The organism is uncultured Jatrophihabitans sp., assembly GCF_964251945.1.
In the GTDB taxonomy this organism is placed as follows: Bacteria; Actinomycetota; Actinomycetes; order Mycobacteriales; family Jatrophihabitantaceae; genus Jatrophihabitans.
Genome location: NZ_CAXULP010000004.1, coordinates 189,680 through 206,399 on the forward strand (window position 1 = coordinate 189,680; position 16,720 = coordinate 206,399).

A 16,720-nucleotide genomic window follows, 5' to 3' on the forward strand; every position below is an offset into this window, starting at 1 on the left:
TCGGGCTACTTCGCGGTGAAGACGTTTGCGCCGAAGGTCGAACTCACCGTCCGCGCCATGCCGAGCCGGGACAGCCCGAACAGCAACTCATCCGTGGCCAGCGTCGAGTAGTGGTTGTACGGCGTGCTCACCCGCGTCCCCGGCTTGATGAAGGGCGAGATCAGCACCGCGCCGACCCGGCCGCCGCCCGGGCCGGTGATGCCCGGCTTCGGCGACGACGGGCCGGCCTGCTCACCACAGCACGCGCTCGAGTCCGACGTCGGCCCGTCCGACTCGTCGAAGGTGATCTCGATCAGGCCGCCCTCCTTGTACGCCGGGGATGCCTTGATCTTCGGGACCCAGGTCGCGAGGAAGCTGTCGATGTTCGCCAGCGCAGACTTGCCAGCCGGCGTGGCGCACGGGTAGTCGTGGCCGTCGCTGCACAGGTTCGGCGTGATGAACGAGTAGGCCGGGGTGGTCTTCGCGGAACGGAGGTCGGTCGCCAGCCCGGTCTCGCCCTTGACCGCGCCCTTCGGCAGCGCCCCGTTCGTCTTGCCCAGAGCCACCACGTGCTTCGCGCAGTAGGACGGCGAGTCGATCACCGAGTGGAAGTAGACAAAGGGGTTGTGCCGGGCCGCGTACTGGTCGCCGCTCTCGGCCTTCTGCGTCTTGTCGACTTTGTTCAGCGCCGGCCGGCCGCACGCGGCCGCCTCGCGCGACGGGTCGTTGCCCATGTCCTGCTGGTAGGCCTTCCAGCTGCGGCCCTTGGCGCTGAGCTGACTGCCGATGTTGCTGACGCCCGAGTCGTAGACGCAGCCCACCCCGGACTCGACGCCGTTCACCACGACGCTCGCCGGGAAGTTGGCGAAGATCTGGCAGTCGCTCTGGGTGGCCGGGTTCGGCGGCTGGCCGGAGACGAGCGCGAGGTAATTGTCGTTGCTCTCGTGACCCGTGCCGTAGTAGTTCTGCAGCAGGGCGCCCTGCGCGGGCAGCGTCTTGGCGAGGTACGGATCGGCCGAGGGGTGGCCGAACGTGTGCGCGTAGTCCTCGTTCTCCAGGACGATGTTCCAGATGTGCTTGACGGCAGGCAGCCGGTAGGCCGCGTCCGCACTCGGTCCGGTCGCCGCGACGACGCCGATGACAGCCAGCGCGGCGACCGTCAGCGCGCCGGTCAGGGCCCGGACCAGCAGGCTCCGCCGCTGTGTCGCCGGGCTCCGCCGTTGTGTCATAGCCCGGCCGTCAGGTCGGCCAGCACTTCGGGCACCAGGTGTTTCGGCGGCGCGATTCGCGGCGGCGTGCGGAACGCCGCGTGCTTGACGTCGAGGAAGTCCGCGACGGTCGCGGCGTTCGCGTCGCGGTAAGTCAGCGCCGGCAGGTTCCACTTGGCCTCGATCGTCGCGAGCACTGAGGTGTGGTCGTGCACGATGTTCGTGACGGCGTTCGGCTTGGCGTACGGCGACGCGATGATCGCCGGGACCCGCGGGCCGTAAACCGTGTAGCCGCCCTTGACGTCCGTCGCGGTCAGGTCCGGTTTGATGCTGTCCGGCGCGATGGCGGCCGGCGGCGGGACATGGTCGTAGTAGCCGCCATGCTCGTCGTAGGTGTAGATCAGCAGCGTGCGCTGCCACGCCGGCGAGGCGAGCACGGCGCGCACGATCGCCCACGCCCAGGTCTCGCCGTACGCGAGATCCTGCGGCTCCTCCTCATCCCCGCCGATCTGCGAGAGCTGCGAGCCAATGGGCGTCACGCCGGGCACGCCGACCAGCGGCGCGCCGATCTCGCTGACGACGCCGAACTCCGGGTCGACGAAGCTCACCGACGGCAGCGTGCCGGCGGCGCAGTCGACGATGAACTGCTGGATCGGCGAGAGGTTGCCGGGATACTTCGAGACGATCGACGGGATGATCGCGGTCTGCGGCAGGTCGGTGTAGTAATTCTTCCAGCTGATGCCGTGCGCGTGCAGCCGGTCGAAGATCGTCCCGTTCGGCGGCGGGGTGAGCGTGATCGTCGAGCTGGCGGTGGCGATGTCGCCGTACGCGGTGCCGGCCATCAGGAAGCGCCGGTTCGGGTACGTCTGGCACGGCGCCGAGCAGAACCAGCGGTTGGCCGTCGTGAACGTCTTGGCGAAGGAGTAGGCGAACGGCAGCTGGTCCGGGCCCCAGTAGCCCATCGCCTGCGCGGAATTGCCGACGGCTTTGACGAAGCCGTTCATCTTGCCGCCGTTGACCTGCTCGTGGGTCGAGTTCCAGGTCTGGGTGACGCCGCTGCCCTGCGCGGTGTCGGCGAACGGATACGCGCGCACCGCGCCGTGCGGGCCTGGGTTGCTGTTCAGCGCAACGCCGGAGCTGCTGAAGTGCAGTCCGTCGGCCTTCGGCTGGCCGTGTCGCGACAGCGCCCCGAGGTAGTTGTCGAAGGAGTGGTTTTCCATCATCACCACGACGATGTGGTCATAGGGCAGCGACGGGTCCACGGTCCCGGCGGGTCGCGACGGGTGCGGCAGCGAGTTCGGCTTGCGGACCGTGGCCGCGCCGGCCGGCCCGCCGTCGAGCAGGCCGGCCACCGGGGCGCCAGCGGCAACCATGCCGGCGAGACTGCCGAACTTGAGAAAATCGCGACGAGACAAACCAGCCATGCCAGCAAACCTTCTTCCCCCGAGACAGAGCCGCGCGCATGAGCGCGAGCCGAACGGAGTGTTCCCACTGTGTGCCAATGCAGAATGAATGGTTGGTGAACGACACGACGCCGCGCATCTCGAGTGTTCAGCGCGCGCACAGCGACGGGAACGCTGCGGCCGTGACCATCCGGCTGACGTGTGCCCGGCGCGCGAGTGATCGGATCATCCCGAATGACCCGATCGTCCCGAGTGATCGGATTCGCCGGGCGCTGGCCGCGCCGTCGCTGCTGGCCGCGCTGTCGTTGCTGGCCGCGCTGGCCGGCTGCTCCAGCGCGCCGCCGGGGCCGGCAACAACGCACATTCCGACGCGCCTGCCAACGACAACGGCGCCGCCCGCGACCGACCCGCGCCTCGCCGCGGCGACCACCGCCTATCGCGGCTACGTCGACGCCCAGCTCGGGTCGCTGGTGCTGGCCACCGAGTCCTTGGCTCGCGCCGTCGACGCCGGTCAGCAGGCCGCGGCCCGCCGGCTGTATCCAGCCGCGCGGCGCGCGTACGAGCGGATCGAGCCGGCCGCCGAGATCTGGGGGACGCTCGACCTGGAGATCGACGGCCGCGCCAACGACATCGTGGCGCCTCAGCGGTTCACCGGCTTCCACCGCCTCGAGCGCGGGCTGTGGGCGGCGGCGCCCGACCCGGCGCTGCCGGCGGTGGCTGACAGCCTGGTCACGCGGGTGCGCAGGCTGCGCACGCTCGCCGCCGACATCCGGTACACCGTGCTGCAGCTGACGAGCGGCGCCACCGAGCTGCTGAACGAGATTCAGGCCAACAAGATCACCGGCGAGGAAGAGCGCTACTCCCACCTCGACCTCGTCGACCTGTCAGCGAACGTTGCGGGCGTGCTCGAGGTGATCGCCGTGCTGCGCCCCTACCTGCGGACGCGGTCTGCCGCGCTGCTGGCTACCATCGACGCCCGCGCCGCCGTCGTCGTCGCCGAGCTGGCGCGGCACGCTCGGCGGCCCGGATACGAAGGCAGCGGGTATCAGCGGTTCACGAGCGTCTCGATCGCCGACCGCCGCCGGCTCGCCGCGGACGTCCAGGCGCTCGCCGAGCCGGTCGCGTTGCTGACCCAGGCCACCAGCGGCTGACCCGCGCGAGCCGACATGCGGCTCAGGGGCCGCGCCGGCCGCCGATCACGTCGAGCACGATCGAGGACAGGTTGACTGCCTCGTTCTTCGACACGCAGGTGGTGATCCCGATGCGCTTCGCCTGCTCGACGATGTCGGGCGCGAGGAAGGCGCTGAACAGCACGATCAACTGCTCGGGCAACACGGCGAGGATGCGCTCGGCCGTCTCGAGGCCGCTCGGGCCGGGCATCTGGTTGTCCAGCAGAATCACCGTCGGCACCGGCGGGGCTTCCAGCTCGCGCAGCTTCTCGATCGCCTCCGGCCCGCTGGCCGCCTCGCCGGCGACGACGATGTCGGAGTCCTCGAGCACAGCACGCGCCAGGAAGCGCATGTCGGCGTCGTCATCGACCACCAAGATCGTCGGCGAGCTCACGTCGGACGGGTCCGCCGACCAGGCGGCCTCCGGCGACTCCATGAAGAGCAAGGTATCAGCACTCATCGCGATCCGCCGATCGATGCCGTGACCGGCTCGGCGGCGGTCGCCAGCGGCAGCTCGACGATGAACGCCGTCGATGTGCCCGGCGTGCTCTCGCACCAGACCCGCCCGCCGTGGGCGTCGACGATGGTGCGCACGATGTAGAGCCCGAGTCCGGTGCCGGTCACCGCGTTGTCGCTGCCCCGCGCGAACTTCTGGAAGATGCGCTCCAGGGACTCGGCGTCGACGCCCGGCCCGTGGTCGATGATCGAGATCCGCACCTGCGGCTCGACGCCGTCCACGACCTCGACGTTCACGTCGACCGGCTCTGACGGCGGCGAGTTCCGACGGGCGTTCTCCAGCAGGTTGCCGAAGACCTGCTGCAACCGGTCGGCGTCCGCGGCGACCATCAGCTGCTGCGCGGGCACCACCAGCCGGACTCGGTGATCGGCGTCGATGTTGCCGCTCGCCTCGACGGCCGTCTCGAGTTCGGCGCCCAGGTCGACACGTTGGAAGCTGTATCCCAGCCGGCCGGACTCGATGCTCTCGGAATCGAGCACATCGCGGGTCATCGTCTGCAGCCGGCGCGCGTTCGTGACGGCGCGGCGCACGGTGCTGAGCCGATCGGCGTCCGACATCGTCGCCCAGTGGTCGACCGTGGTTTGCAGGAAGCCGAGCACGCCCGCCACCGGGGTCCGCAGCTCGTGCGACACGACCGACACGAACTCCGCCTGCGAACGGTTCAGCTCGCGCAGCCGCCGCTCCTCTTCGCGCGCCGCGCGCAGCCGGCGCACGAGCAGCACCACGAGCAGCCCGCCAATCCCCAGCAACAGCAGCACCACGATCAGCCCAGACGTCTGCAACGGCCCGGACAGCGCGCGCTCGAACTGTGCGCGGTTCTCCCGGAACACCACCCGCCAGCCGACCGCGGGAACGTCGGCGATCGCCACCACCCGGCCGCCGATATTGCTCAGTCCGGGGGAGTGCGTGAGGTATTGCTTGTCTTCGACCGGACCGCCGAGCGAGCTGTCGTTGGAACTCGCCAGCACCGAGCCGCGACTGTCGATGAAGAACCACGCCGCGCTCGATGCCGCGTGCTGGCCAAGTTGCGCGATTTCCTGCTCGAAGGCGGACGTGCTGTCCAGCGCCTGTTCAAACACGAACGCCCCGCGGACCGTCTTGTTCGGCCCGTGCACGGCGATGACGAAGTTGTACACCGGCAATTCGGTGGTCATGCCGGAGTGCTCGACCGGCAGCACCAACGCGGGCGTGGACGCCAACCGCTTCTTCAACGCCGGCCATTGCGTCGAGTCGAATCGGCTGCCGAGAACGCCCGGCTTCAGCAGCACGCCGGCGGTGATGTCGCCGTCGCCGTTGACCAGGTAGAAGCCGGACTTGGCGTTCGGATTCACGTTGTAGGTCTGCAGGATCCTGTTGTCTTTCGCGCTGCCTTTGGTGAGGTCCCAACCGACACTGCCGAACGACGCCGCGCTGGTCAGCGACGCGCCGACGCGGGCATTGAAGCTGTTCGCGGTCGCTCGGACCTGCCCGAGCAGCGCCGTCCGCAGCGCCTTCGTGCCCTGGTTCTCGGCACTGGCCAGCAACAGCACGACGCTCGCGGCGACCAGCACGATCATTAGACCGGCGATGAGTGGCACGATCCGGTCACGAGCGCGCATCAGCGCCTCCTCGGGCAAGAGCGGGCGCCGCGAAAGCGGCGGGCGTGGGGGACGCCGCGGCGGGGAAGGAAACCTGGAACCGCGCGCCGCCGGACGGCGCCTCGGTCACGGAGGCGACGCCGGACATCGACGCCGCGTATTCGGACACAATGGCCAGCCCGACGCCGGCGCCGCGGGTGCGGGCGACTGTGTCGCCCCGGCCGCGGAAGAACCGGCTGAACACCCGCTCGCGGTCCGCCGCGGGCACTCCGGCGCCTTCGTCGTCGACGATCAACAGCACCCGGTCGCGTTCTCGCTCGACCCGCACCGTGATCAGCGTGCCGGCGGGCGAATACTTCGCTGCGTTGCTCACCAGGTTCGTCACGATCCGCTCCAGCGCCGGCCCCGATCCGCGGATCACGCAGGCGTCGTCAACCTCGACGCGCAGGTTGTGGCCGCCGACCAGCTCGGGTTGGTTCGCCAGCATTTCAGACGTCGCGGCGCCGACGTCGAGCAGCTCGCCCTCGACGAGCGACAATCCGCGTTCGAGCCGGGAGAAGTCGAGCAACTGCTCGATCAGCCCGTCGAGGCGGCGGGCGTTCGAGTTGACGCGCTCCATCAGCGCCCGGCTGCGTTCGTTGGACAACGTGCCCCAACCGTCCAGCAGCAGCTTCGAGAAGCCGACCAGCGCGGTCACCGGGGTGCGCAGCTCGTGCGAGGCGGTCGACAGGAAGACGGTCTTCAGCTCGTCGACCGAGCGCATCCGATCCACCAGCTCCTGCTGCTGGGCGAAGGCCTCGGCATTGGCGAGCGTGGAGCCGAACAGCTCGCCGCACGTCGCCAGCGAGCTCAGATCGCCGTGCGAGAGATCCCGGCCGGCGACCACGCGCAGCGAGCCGAGCAGCCGCCCACCACGGGCAAGCGACAGCGCGGCCGTCTCGCCCGCTTTCAACTCGGCCGGCACGATCGGCGTCGGCGTGACGTCGAGGCTCGGGTGGTCGCCCCAGACGAACAGCGGGCGCTCGCCCGTCGCGCACGGCTGGGTGATGGACAAGCCGGCGAGCTGCAATCCCTCGGCGAGGTGCGTGGCGACCGCCGGCACGACATCGCCCATGTCAAGGCTCGCTTGCAACACCGGCGCGAGGCCGGTGACCAGCGCGCGGTCCCGCTCGAGACGACGCTCGCGCTCGCGCGCTGCGTCGAGGCGGCGAAGCAATCCGATCAGCAGCCACGCCGTCAACCCGGCCACGATGAGCATGGCCGCGACGGCGTACCAGACACCGCCAGGAATCCCACCACCCGGCAGCCAACCTTCGACCTGCCAGCCCGGCAGGTTGACGGGGTCCATCTGCACGGCGAACCGCTGCGTGCCGGCGCCCGGCCGACCGGGCACCGTGGCGATCAACCGCTGCGGCCCGCGAACGGCGAGGCCGCCACTGTTCGGGACGAGCAGCTCCAAGGCGTCGGTCAATTGGAGCGGCACGACGCGATACCCCACGATCGCCTGCCGGCGCGCGGAGGTGGACGCCGGCGCCGCGCCCCGGTAGATAGGCGCGATGATCGACGGCGGCCGGGCGGTGTCGTCGAGCACTGCGGTGCCGGAGTCGCGGGCGGTGATCGCGCCCTGGACGGACACCGCCGAACCCGCCAGGCGTGCGGCCGGGATAACGCGCTGCTGCGATTGGGTGCTGAGTGCGTCCGACAATTGCTGCCTGAGCACCGAACGCACCTGAGTCACCGCGCCGGCCACATCACCGCGCACCGCGTTGTCGACCGCCAGCCGGTTATGGTCGCGCTGGTCAATCACCAGCCATATGCTCAGCGCAACCCCGACGAGAACGGGCACAAGGGCCGCGGCGAGAACGCTCGCAGACACTTGGCGTAGATATCGCACGCACGCAGCGTATACGGACATCCGGTTGCCCACAGCCGATTCGCGCGCTTTGCGGGGATAATGTGTTGTCAATGCAGTTCGACCGCTGCCCGTAACGTCCGAAGATTCCCTTTCGGCAGAAAAGGCACCTCGTGCATTGCCGCCTCCCGAACCAGATTGACGTCCTGGTAATTGCTGTAGATGACGACTCGCAAATCTGGCCGTTGCGCGCGAAGTCGAATTGCGACGGCCAATCCCGTGGGGCCGGGCGGCATTCGGTGGTCGAGCACGACGGTGTCGGGCCGAAATTCGTCGATCAGCTCAAGCGCGGTCGAGCCGTCCGACGCGCCGCAGACTGTATGGCCCTCGAGTCGCAGGTCGAGCAGCGCGAGGTCCAGTGCGTCGGGATCGTTGTCGGCGATCAGGATGCGTGCCATCGGCGCGGAGTCTAAGCGCTGCGCCGCCCGACTTTGCTGATCGACTCGCAGGTCGCCGCCGCTGCTAGCCTCCTCCGCACTGGAGGGGAGGTGTGAATGCCGAGACCCGGCGAGCCGCTGCGCAAGCTCGGCTTCCTCACCATCGGGCTGTTCGACGGGTCGAACCCAGCGCGCGGGCATGAGTCCACGCTGCAGATCATCGAGCTCGGCGAGCGGCTCGGCTTCGACAGCGCCTGGCTGCGGCACCGCCACCTGCAATACGGCATCTCCTCGCCGATGGCGGTGATCGCGGCGGCGTCCCAGCGCACGACGCGCATTCACCTCGGCACCGCGGTCACCCCGCTCGGGTGGGAGAACCCGGTGCGGCTGGCGGAGGATCTCGCGACTGTCGACATCCTGTCCGACGGCCGACTCAACCCCGGGGTGAGCACGGGGCCGCCGATGCATTGGGACCGCGTCCGCGGCGCGCTGTATCCGGACACGGCCGAGCACGAGGAACTCGGGTATCCGCGCCTCGAGCGGCTGCTGCGCGCCGTCCGCGGGGAAGCGGTCACCGACTTCGCCGGCCTCGAGGGCATCGAGGTGTTCTCGGACCGCGTCGAGCCGCACTCCCCCGGGCTCGCCGCTCGAATGTGGTACGGCGGCGCCAGCAGCCGCTCGGCGCGGTGGGCCGGCGAGCACAGCATGAACTTCCTGACCAGCAGCGTCATCGCCGCCGAGGACTCGACCGATTTCGCCGAAATCCAGGCCCGGCAGGTGGCGACGTTCCGCGCCGCCCACCCGGCCGGCGATCGCGCGCGGGTGTCCCAGGGCCTCGTCGTCATCCCGACGGACAGCGCGAGCGCCGAGCAGCGCGCGAAGTACCTCGCCTACGCCGAAGCGCGCACGCCGCGCACGCTTGCCCCGCAGGGCCCAAGGCGGATGATGTTCGCGCTCGACCTCGTCGGCACGTCGGCGGAGATCGCCGCGCAATTGCACGCGCATGCCGGGTTCCGAGCAGTGGACGAAGTTGCGTTCGCGCTGCCGTTCTCCTTCGAGCATGAGGACTACGTGCAGATCCTGTCCGACTTGGCGACGAAGTTGGGCCCGGCGCTCGGCTGGTCGCCTGCGGCCTGAGCACAATTGAGACGTGGACGACGCGGACGTGCTCGCCAACCAGTTGCTCGAGGCGCACGTCGACTTCCAGATCCGGCAGCTGCGCGGAGCGGAGTTCCCGGCGCTCGTCCGGTCCGAGGTCGCGTGGGCGCTCGACCGGGGCCAGCAGCTGACCCTTGACGACGTTGTGTCGCGCGAGCACGTCAAGGCGGTCGTCGGCAAGTACGTGGCGGCGTTCCGGCTGCCCGGTTCGATCCCCGAGGTCGCCGGTGAGATCGCCACCCGACTGCGCAATCACGCGGCGAACGAGGCGACGCTCGGCGAGGTGATCCCGCGGCGGCACGTCGAGGGGCTCGTCGAGAAGATCGCGGAACTGCGCATGGCCCGCGAGCGGGTGGCCGCGCACCTCATTGACAACACGACGCTGCACGCATGGCTCGCCGACTTCCTGCTGTCGGTGGCCTCGTCAGCTGTCTCGACCAACCGTGCGCGCGCCGAGAAGGTGCCGGGTGTCGCGTCGATGCTGTCCCTCGGCGAGCGGGTGGTCGGCGGCACGATCGGCGGCGTTGTCGGCGGGGCGGCCCACGAGGTCGATCAGCGCGCCCACGAATTCGCCGAGCGCGCCGCCGCCGGGCTGCTGCACCGTTGGCAGGACCGGCTCGCCGACTCGCTCACCGACGCGCAGTTCGCGGCGGCGCTGCTCGAACTCTGGGACGGCCTCGCCGAGCGGCCCGTCCACGACCTGTTGGACACGGTCGACGACGCGGACCTCGAAGACCTGCTGGCGATCGGCTACGCAGGCTGGCTCGACATTCGAACGGGCGCGTATCTCGCCGCGTTGATCGACGGCGGGGTGGACTACTTCTTCGACGTTTACGGCGTGTTGACGCTGCCCGACCTCCTCGAGGAGTTCGGGCTGTCACAGGCGGATCTCGTCGAGGAGGCGCTGCGGTTCGCGCCGCAGGCGATCGCCGCGCTCGACGACGCGGGCCTGCTCGCCGAGCTGCTCCGCCGCCGGTTCGGCGACTTCTACCGCTCCCCCGAAGCGCGGGCCCTGCTCGCTCGCGGGTAGCGAGTGGTCGCTGCTGACCCGCGAGCCGGTGCGCGGCCGTTGTCCTCGTCAGCTACGGCTGCGGCGACGGCGGGCGAGCAGCAGCAGCGCGCCGCCCGAGGCGAGCAGCGCGAGCGCCGCCGCCAGTTGGCCGCGGACGTCGGCGCCCGTGCTTGCGACGGCGACGGCCGCCGTCACAGTCAGGGTGTCGCTCGCCGGGTGCGCGTTGACGACGCCCGCGGCGGTGGTCACCGCGCCGGCGGCGACGGCGACGGTGTAGCTGCCGACGCCGCCGGCCGTGACGGCGACCCGCACCGAACAGTCGGCGGTCGGGATGCGCCCGCCGCGCAGCGTCACCGTGCGGCCGCCCGCGGCTGCCCGCACCCGGCCGCCGCACGTGGTGGTGACGTCGGCCGGCGAGGCAAACGTGAGACCGGCCGGCAACCTGGTTCTGAACCCGGCGCCGCGCAGCGCGGCATCGCCGGGGTTGCGCAGCCGCACGGTCAACGTCGCCGTCTCGCCGCTGGCGACGCTGCCGGGGGCGAACGACACCGACACGGTCGGGCCCACGGGTAGCACGCGCAACACCGCTCGGCCGCCAGTGGCGCTGCGGCCGCCGTTCGCCGTCGTCAGCGCTCCCGCCGCAAGCGTGTCGACCTGCCGGCCGGCGGCCGTGCTGGTCACCCGCACCCGGATCTCGCAGGCGCCGGACGCGGGGATGGCGCCCCCGGTGAGCGTGACCGACCCCGCGCCGGCAGCGGCGGCGACCGTCCCGCCGGCGCACGTGGTCGTGGCGCGCGGGCTGGCGGCGTTGCGCAGCCCGGCCGGGTAGGTGTTCGTCAGGGCGGCGCCGGTGAATGGCGCGCCGGTGTTGGCGTTGGTCAACCGGATCGTCAGGACGCTTGCGGCGCCGTTCGCGATCGTCGACGGCGCGAAGCTGAGCGCGGCGCTGGGCCGGGCGGTGTACTGCAACACGATCATGCCGTTGCCGCCGGCGTCGAACGCGCCGCCCTGGCCGACTCCGGCGACGTATTCGGAGTCGCCGCTCGCGGCGGCGCCGCCGCCGACGCTGACGGCCGGGAACGTCCCGGATCCGTCGTCGCCCTGCGCCGTGGTCGCGGCTGTCAGGCCGGCGCCGCCCAGGTAACCGGACCCGCCGCCGCCGTCGCCGTTGTAGGGCGCTGACCCGTTCTGCTGGCAGGCGCCGCCCCCGCCGCCGAAGTAGCCGCCCCCTCCCCCGCCGCCGGCCTCGCCGCCACTGCCACTGGCGGCGGCGCCGGCGCCGCCGTGCAATCGGCTGCCGGCGCGAGCTGCCGCGGCGCAGGTCGGGTCCGTCGCGGCGGCGCCGCCGGACGTCTGGGTGCCGGCGCGCCCGGATTGGCTGGGCACGCCGTCCTGCCCGCCGATCAGGCCGCCGCCACCACCGCTGGCCGGATCGTTGGTGTCGGCGCCGGGTGACGTGCCACCGCCGCCGCCGGCGACAAGGATCGGACGGGTGGCGGCGAAGAGGCCGGAGTAGCCACCGCCGCTCGCGCCGACCTGCCCGTCAGCGGCCGACCCGCCCGCGCCGCCGCCGCCGTAGGTCGACGACGCGCTGTTGACCTTGCCGCCCTCGCCGACCCGCAACGTCAACCGCTCGCCGGGCGTCACGGCGAGGTAGCCGGCGGTGTACCCGCCACCACCTCCGCCGGTCTGGTACGGGTAGTAGTCGAGGTTCGCGCCGCCGCCACCGGCGCCCCATGCCTGGACGCGGTAGCGGGACACGCCCGGCGGCACGGTGAAGGTCTGGTCGGCGCCGGTGTAGCCGAAGCGCAGGCAGCTCGCGAAGCCGGTCTGCGGCGTGCAGCTGGCCGGGGCGGCCTGCGCGGCCGGCGCGCCCAGCAGCACGGCAGATGCTGCAGCGGCAAGGCTGGCGGTCAGGACGGCCGCACGAACAACGACGGCACGAGCGCGAACCGCGCGGCGAAGTCGAGGCACTGGCATCCTTGCTGGGGGCGTGAGCAGAAGCGGCCCGCCTGTCGGGCCAGCGAACACTAACAACATCGCGGCGCCCCGTGCCGATGAGGCGTGGTGCGGCGCTCAGCCCCAGACTTCGGCGGCGGTCTCGACGATCAGCCGCAGCTTGGCGATCTCCTCATCCAACGTCAGGTCGTTGCCTTCGACGGTCGAGGAGAAGCCGCATTGGCCGGACAGGCACAGCTGCTCGAGCGGCACAAACTTCGCCGCCTCGTCGATGCGCCGTTTGAGGTCGTCCTTGCTCTCCAGCTGCGGCCGTTTGGTGGTCACCAGGCCGAGCACCACCTGCTTGCCCGGCGGCACGAAGCGCAGCGGCTCGAAGCCGCCGGAGCGCTCGTCGTCGTATTCGAGGAAGAACCCGTCGACGTCCAGCTCGCCGAACAGCGCCTCGGCGACGAAGTCGTAACCGCCCTCGGCAGCCCATGAGGAACGGTAGTTGCCGCGGCACAGGTGCGTTGTGACGTGCAGGTCGGCCGGCCGGTTGGCGAGCGCCGCGTTGATCTGCCGGATATAACGCTCGTGCTGATGCTCGGCGTCCGCGCCCTTTTCGGCCAGTTCGGCGCGCTGCGCGGGGTCGTTGAGGTAGGCGAGGCTGGTGTCGTCGAGCTGCAGGTAGGTGCAGCCGAGCGCGGCCAGCTGCTCGACCTCCTGCGCGTACGCGGCGGACAGGTCCGACCAGAACTCGTCCTCCTCCGGGTACACGCCCCGGTCGATGGCCGCCGGTCCGCCGCGGTAATGGACCATGCTCGGCGAGGGGATGGTCAGCTTCGGCGTCGCGGTCGTCACCGTCGACTTCAGGAACTCGAACGCCTCGCCGAAGATCACGTGGTCGAGCCCCACCGGCGCGTCCACGATCAGCGCCGCGGAGCTGAAGTCGAGGTCGCCGGCGGCGTTGCGGAAGTGCACCGCGAGCTGCTCGTCAGTCCGCCGGACGCCCTGCAGCTGGTAGATGAAGTCCATGTGCCAGGACGTGCGGCGGAATTCGCCGTCGGTGGCGGACTGCAGGCCGATCGACTCCTGCAACGCGACGACGTCGCGGATCGCGGCGTCTTCGACGGCGCGCAGCTCCGCGGCGTCCAGGCTGCCGTCGGCCGCGGCTGCCCGCGCGTCGAGCAGCGTGCGCGGGCGGAGCAGGCTGCCGACGTGGTCGGCGCGGAACGGCGGTTGGGTGCGTTGTGCCATGGCTCTTCCTACCGCGTCGCGTCGTGACCTCGCAGATTTCCGAACTGCGGATTTGTCGGTGGTCGAATTGAGAATCGAACCATGATCCCGGACGACGCGGCCGCGCCGAGCAGCCTGTCGTCCGGGCAATTGCTCGCGGGGCGACGCTGTGGACGAGCCCGCACGGCCGCCGGTACCTCCGGCCGCCGGACGACCCGCTCCCGGTCGATGTCACGACGTCCGGCGACCGACCAGGTGGAAGACCCGGCTGCGCGCGCTGAGCAGCGCGCTCAGCGCCTTGACGGTGTCGGCGCGGGTAGGGACGCCCAGGCGCCTTCGACAACCGGATCGGCGAGGGCTGCCCACCCGTCGTCGCCCATCAGAGCTCGAGCGGCAGGCCTGCATAGTTCTCGGCGAGGCCGGCGGCGGCCGCCTCGCTGGTCGTCACCCAGCGCAGCTGCGACTGCTGCAGCTGCGCGTCGAACGGGTCCGGCCCCACGTGCAGCATTGTGGTCATCCACCAGGAGAAGTGCGTGCAGCGCCAGACCCGGCGCAGCGCGGTGTCGGAATAGGCGTCGGCCGGGCCGGGGTCGTTCTTGCGCAGCAGCGCCTGCAGCGCCGGCGCCAGCACGGCGACGTCGGCCACCGCGAGGTTGAGGCCTTTGGCGCCGGTCGGCGGCACGATGTGCGCGGCGTCGCCGGCGAGGAACAACCGGCCGTGCCGCATCGGCTCGGCCACGACGCTGCGCATCGGCAGCACGCTCTTGTCGGTGATCGGCCCGGGCGTCAGCTGCCAACCGTCCTGGCCGTGCCCGAGCCGAACAGCCAGCGCGTCCCAGATGCGGTCGTCGGACCACTGCGCGATATCGGTGCCCGGTTCCACCTGCAGGTACAGCCGGGACACCGACGCCGAGCGCATCGAATGCAGCGCGAAGCCGTCCGGGTGCCAGGCGTAGATCAGCTCGTCGGTGGAGGGCGCGACGTCGGCCAGGATGCCGAGCCACGAGTACGGGTATTCCCGTCCCCACGTCTGGCGGGTGCGTTCGGGGATCGCCGCGCGGCTCGGCCCGAACGAGCCGTCGCAGCCCACGATCACGTCGGCGTCGAGGCGCTGGGCCGCGCCGTCCGAGTCGACGAAGGTGACGTGTGGACGGTCGGTGGCGACGTCGTGCAGCTCGGTGTCGGTGATGGCGTAGCAGAATTGCTGCCCGTCGGCGTCGCGGGCCTTGCCGAGGTCCTTGGTCACCTCGGTCTGGCCGTACACCCACACGCTGCGGCCGACCAGGTCGACGAAGTCGAGGTGGTGTCGCTCCTCGGGCCACTGCAGGTAGATGCCGCGGTGCTCGAATCCCTCGCGGCGCAAGCGCTCGCCGAGGCCGACCGAGTCGAGCAGGTCGACCGTCGAGGTCTCCAGGATGCCGGCCCTGATACGCGCCTCGACATACTCCCGGGTACGGACCTCGAGCACGACGGAGTCGATGCCGTCGGCGGCGAGCAGGTGGGACAGCAACAGCCCGGCCGGGCCGGCCCCGATGATCGCCACCTCGGTGCGCATGGCTCGAGTCTTCGCGCGACGGACGGCGCCGCGCCACGCCTGCTTTCACTGGGCGGAATAGTCACTGGGCGGAATCGCCCCCGGCGATGCTGCGGCCGACGCCCTGCGCCGCGACCTTCAGCGCGGCGATCAGCCGGGCGCGCTCGCGGCGCAGGCTCGGCACCACCAACCCCAGGGCCGCGACGACCTCGCCGCCCCGGCCGCGCACCGGCACGGCCACCGAGCAGGCGCCGAGGCTCATCTCCTCACTGGTCTGCGCGAACCCGTCGCGGTGGACGCGCCGCAGCTGCTCGCGCAGCCGGCCGGGCTGAATGATCGTGTACGGCGTCACCCGGACGAGGTTGCCCAGCACCTCGGTCTGCAGCGCGGCCGGCGCGTGCGCCAGCAAGACCTTGCCGACGCCGGTGGCGTGCAGCGGCAGCCGCGAGCCGATGTCGCTGACCACCGGGACCGAGGCGTGCCCAGCGAGCCGGTCCAGGTACAGCGCGCGGTCGCCGTCGCGCACCGCGAGGTGGACGGTCGCAAACGTCGCGCCGTACAGATCCTGCAGGAAGGGCGCGGCGATCACCCGCAGGCCGGTCGGCATCGGCGCGAGCAGGCCGAGGTCCCACATGCGGCGGCCGATGACATACCGCCCGGACGCCTGTCGGTCGAGCGCGCCCCAGCCGAGCAGTTCGCGCACCAGCCGGTGCGCAGTGGGCAATGGCAGGCCGGCGCGCTCGGCCAGCTCGCTGAGGGTGAGCCGGCGGTGCACGTCGTCGAACGCACCGAGCAGCGCGAGCGCCCGGGACGTCACCGTCGCGCCCGAGCGGCCGACGTTGCCCGCCATCCCAGAGCGCTCCTTTCCGTCCAGTGAAAATGGATCATCGCACTTCGCGGCGCGGAACCTCTAGCGTCGTGGTGTGACTGGAACGATCGACACCGTCGGCACTGTCGACCAAGCGCGGATCAGCGCCGAGATCGCCGAACTCGCCGCCGCGACCGACCAGGTGCAGCCGCTGCTGGACTATCCGCCCTACCGCAGCAGCCTGCTGCGGCACCCGACCAAGGACCTGCACCACGCCGATCCCGAGGGCGTCGAACTGGCCGCGCCGGTGTTCGGCGCCCGCGACGTCGCCGACGTCGAGTCAGATCTCACCATCCAGCACAGCGGGGAACCGCTCGGCGAGCGCATCGTCGTCACCGGCCGGATCACCGACGGCGACGGCCGGCCGGTGGCCCATCAGCTGGTGGAGATCTGGCAGGCGAACGCGTCCGGCCGTTACCTCCACAAGCGCGACCAGCACCCGGCGCCGCTCGACCCGAACTTCACCGGCGCCGGCCGCTGCCTCACCGACGGCGACGGCGGCTACCGGTTCACCACCGTCAAGCCGGGCCCGTATCCGTGGCGCAACCACCTGAACGCCTGGCGGCCGGCGCACATCCACTTCTCGCTGTTCGGCAACGCGTTCAGCGAGCGGCTGATCACCCAGATGTACTTCCCCGGCGACCCGCTGTTCCCCTTGGACCCGATCTTGCAGTCGGTCACCGATCCGGCGGCCCGCGAGCGGCTGGTCGCGACCTACGACCATGACGTCACCCGCCCGGAGCTGTCCACCGGATACCGGTGGAACATCGTGCTGTCCGGCAGTCGACGGACGTGGACGGAGACGCAGCCGTGAGAGACGACGCAACAGTGA

14 protein-coding genes are annotated in these 16,720 nt (G+C 71.0%); 4 read left to right on the forward strand and 10 right to left on the reverse strand.

Annotated elements, in window-relative coordinates; genetic code table 11:
* Positions 1-5: 5 nt before the first annotated feature.
* On the reverse strand, positions 6-1,208 hold the full coding sequence (locus ACFFBG_RS10885; protein WP_375478511.1) for an alkaline phosphatase family protein: 1,203 nt from the start codon (positions 1,206-1,208) through the stop codon (positions 6-8).
* Positions 1,205-2,611, reverse strand: coding sequence for an alkaline phosphatase family protein (locus tag ACFFBG_RS10890; protein ID WP_375478513.1), 1,407 nt, complete (start codon positions 2,609-2,611; stop codon positions 1,205-1,207). Before ACFFBG_RS10890 ends, ACFFBG_RS10885 begins: the two co-directional genes overlap by 4 nt.
* Before the next feature lie 77 nt (positions 2,612-2,688).
* On the opposite strand from ACFFBG_RS10890, the gene ACFFBG_RS10895 reads away from it, so the two are divergent.
* Positions 2,689-3,741 carry an EfeM/EfeO family lipoprotein gene (locus ACFFBG_RS10895; protein WP_375478515.1) on the forward strand — a complete coding sequence of 351 codons (1,053 nt, stop codon included), beginning with the start codon at positions 2,689-2,691 and terminating at the stop codon, positions 3,739-3,741.
* A gap of 22 nt (positions 3,742-3,763) precedes the next feature.
* Here ACFFBG_RS10895 and ACFFBG_RS10900 read toward each other — a convergent pair whose 3' ends face one another.
* From ACFFBG_RS10900 to ACFFBG_RS10915, 4 genes are all read right to left on the reverse strand, one after another.
* The gene (locus tag ACFFBG_RS10900) at positions 3,764-4,195 is read right to left on the reverse strand and encodes a response regulator (protein WP_375478517.1); all 432 of its coding nucleotides are present in this window, start codon (positions 4,193-4,195) and stop codon (positions 3,764-3,766) included.
* Positions 4,196-4,215: 20 nt separating this feature from the next.
* Positions 4,216-5,874 (reverse strand): ATP-binding protein, encoded by a 1,659-nt coding sequence (locus tag ACFFBG_RS10905; protein WP_375478519.1) that lies wholly within the window; start codon positions 5,872-5,874, stop codon positions 4,216-4,218.
* A complete protein-coding gene (locus tag ACFFBG_RS10910; RefSeq protein ID WP_375478521.1) occupies positions 5,861-7,660 on the reverse strand; it encodes an ATP-binding protein in 1,800 nt (599 codons plus the stop codon). Before ACFFBG_RS10910 ends, ACFFBG_RS10905 begins: the two co-directional genes overlap by 14 nt.
* Positions 7,661-7,815: 155 nt before the next feature.
* The gene (locus ACFFBG_RS10915; RefSeq protein WP_375478523.1) at positions 7,816-8,163 is read right to left on the reverse strand and encodes a response regulator; all 348 of its coding nucleotides are present in this window, start codon (positions 8,161-8,163) and stop codon (positions 7,816-7,818) included.
* Between the two features lie 96 nt (positions 8,164-8,259).
* Here ACFFBG_RS10915 and ACFFBG_RS10920 point away from each other — a divergent pair, with 96 nt between their 5' ends.
* Both ACFFBG_RS10920 and ACFFBG_RS10925 read left to right on the forward strand, forming a co-directional pair.
* Entirely contained in the window at positions 8,260-9,279 is a 1,020-nt protein-coding gene (locus ACFFBG_RS10920; RefSeq protein ID WP_375478525.1) for an LLM class flavin-dependent oxidoreductase, read from the forward strand.
* 13 nt (positions 9,280-9,292) lie between these two features.
* The gene (locus tag ACFFBG_RS10925) at positions 9,293-10,330 is read left to right on the forward strand and encodes a hypothetical protein (RefSeq protein WP_375478527.1); all 1,038 of its coding nucleotides are present in this window, start codon (positions 9,293-9,295) and stop codon (positions 10,328-10,330) included.
* Positions 10,331-10,378: 48 nt separating this feature from the next.
* Here ACFFBG_RS10925 and ACFFBG_RS10930 read toward each other — a convergent pair whose 3' ends face one another.
* The 4 genes from ACFFBG_RS10930 to ACFFBG_RS10945 all read right to left on the reverse strand — a co-directional run bounded on the left by ACFFBG_RS10930 (position 10,379) and on the right by ACFFBG_RS10945 (position 15,870).
* Positions 10,379-12,196: a glycine-rich protein gene (locus ACFFBG_RS10930; protein WP_375478529.1), complete on the reverse strand. Its 1,818-nt coding sequence runs from the start codon at positions 12,194-12,196 to the stop codon at positions 10,379-10,381.
* Positions 12,197-12,388: 192 nt separating this feature from the next.
* Positions 12,389-13,507, reverse strand: a complete 1,119-nt coding sequence (locus ACFFBG_RS10935) for a 5-methyltetrahydropteroyltriglutamate--homocysteine S-methyltransferase (protein ID WP_375478531.1) — start codon at positions 13,505-13,507, stop codon at positions 12,389-12,391.
* Between the two features lie 358 nt (positions 13,508-13,865).
* Positions 13,866-15,041: a 4-hydroxybenzoate 3-monooxygenase gene (locus ACFFBG_RS10940; RefSeq protein ID WP_375478533.1), complete on the reverse strand. Its 1,176-nt coding sequence runs from the start codon at positions 15,039-15,041 to the stop codon at positions 13,866-13,868.
* 61 nt (positions 15,042-15,102) lie between these two features.
* Complete coding sequence (locus tag ACFFBG_RS10945; protein WP_375478535.1) at positions 15,103-15,870, reverse strand: IclR family transcriptional regulator; 768 nt, start codon at positions 15,868-15,870, stop codon at positions 15,103-15,105.
* A gap of 73 nt (positions 15,871-15,943) precedes the next feature.
* Here ACFFBG_RS10945 and pcaH point away from each other — a divergent pair, with 73 nt between their 5' ends.
* Positions 15,944-16,702, forward strand: a complete 759-nt coding sequence (gene pcaH, locus ACFFBG_RS10950; RefSeq protein ID WP_375478537.1) for a protocatechuate 3,4-dioxygenase subunit beta — start codon at positions 15,944-15,946, stop codon at positions 16,700-16,702.
* The last annotated feature ends 18 nt before the right edge of the window (positions 16,703-16,720 follow it).

What these genes read in the sequence shown, in the direction of transcription:
- ACFFBG_RS10900 (WP_375478517.1), bottom strand. Translation starts at nt 4,195, where the DNA reads ATGGAGTCGCCGGAGGCCGCCTGGTCGGCGGACCCGTCCGACGTGAGC.
- ACFFBG_RS10885 (WP_375478511.1), bottom strand. Translation starts at nt 1,208, where the DNA reads ATGACACAACGGCGGAGCCCGGCGACACAGCGGCGGAGCCTGCTGGTC.
- ACFFBG_RS10935 (WP_375478531.1), bottom strand. Translation starts at nt 13,507, where the DNA reads ATGGCACAACGCACCCAACCGCCGTTCCGCGCCGACCACGTCGGCAGC.
- ACFFBG_RS10920 (WP_375478525.1), top strand. Translation starts at nt 8,260, where the DNA reads ATGCCGAGACCCGGCGAGCCGCTGCGCAAGCTCGGCTTCCTCACCATC.
- ACFFBG_RS10945 (WP_375478535.1), bottom strand. Translation starts at nt 15,870, where the DNA reads ATGGCGGGCAACGTCGGCCGCTCGGGCGCGACGGTGACGTCCCGGGCG.
- ACFFBG_RS10940 (WP_375478533.1), bottom strand. Translation starts at nt 15,041, where the DNA reads ATGCGCACCGAGGTGGCGATCATCGGGGCCGGCCCGGCCGGGCTGTTG.
- ACFFBG_RS10915 (WP_375478523.1), bottom strand. Translation starts at nt 8,163, where the DNA reads ATGGCACGCATCCTGATCGCCGACAACGATCCCGACGCACTGGACCTC.
- ACFFBG_RS10905 (WP_375478519.1), bottom strand. Translation starts at nt 5,874, where the DNA reads ATGCGCGCTCGTGACCGGATCGTGCCACTCATCGCCGGTCTAATGATC.
- ACFFBG_RS10895 (WP_375478515.1), top strand. Translation starts at nt 2,689, where the DNA reads ATGCAGAATGAATGGTTGGTGAACGACACGACGCCGCGCATCTCGAGT.
- ACFFBG_RS10890 (WP_375478513.1), bottom strand. Translation starts at nt 2,611, where the DNA reads ATGGCTGGTTTGTCTCGTCGCGATTTTCTCAAGTTCGGCAGTCTCGCC.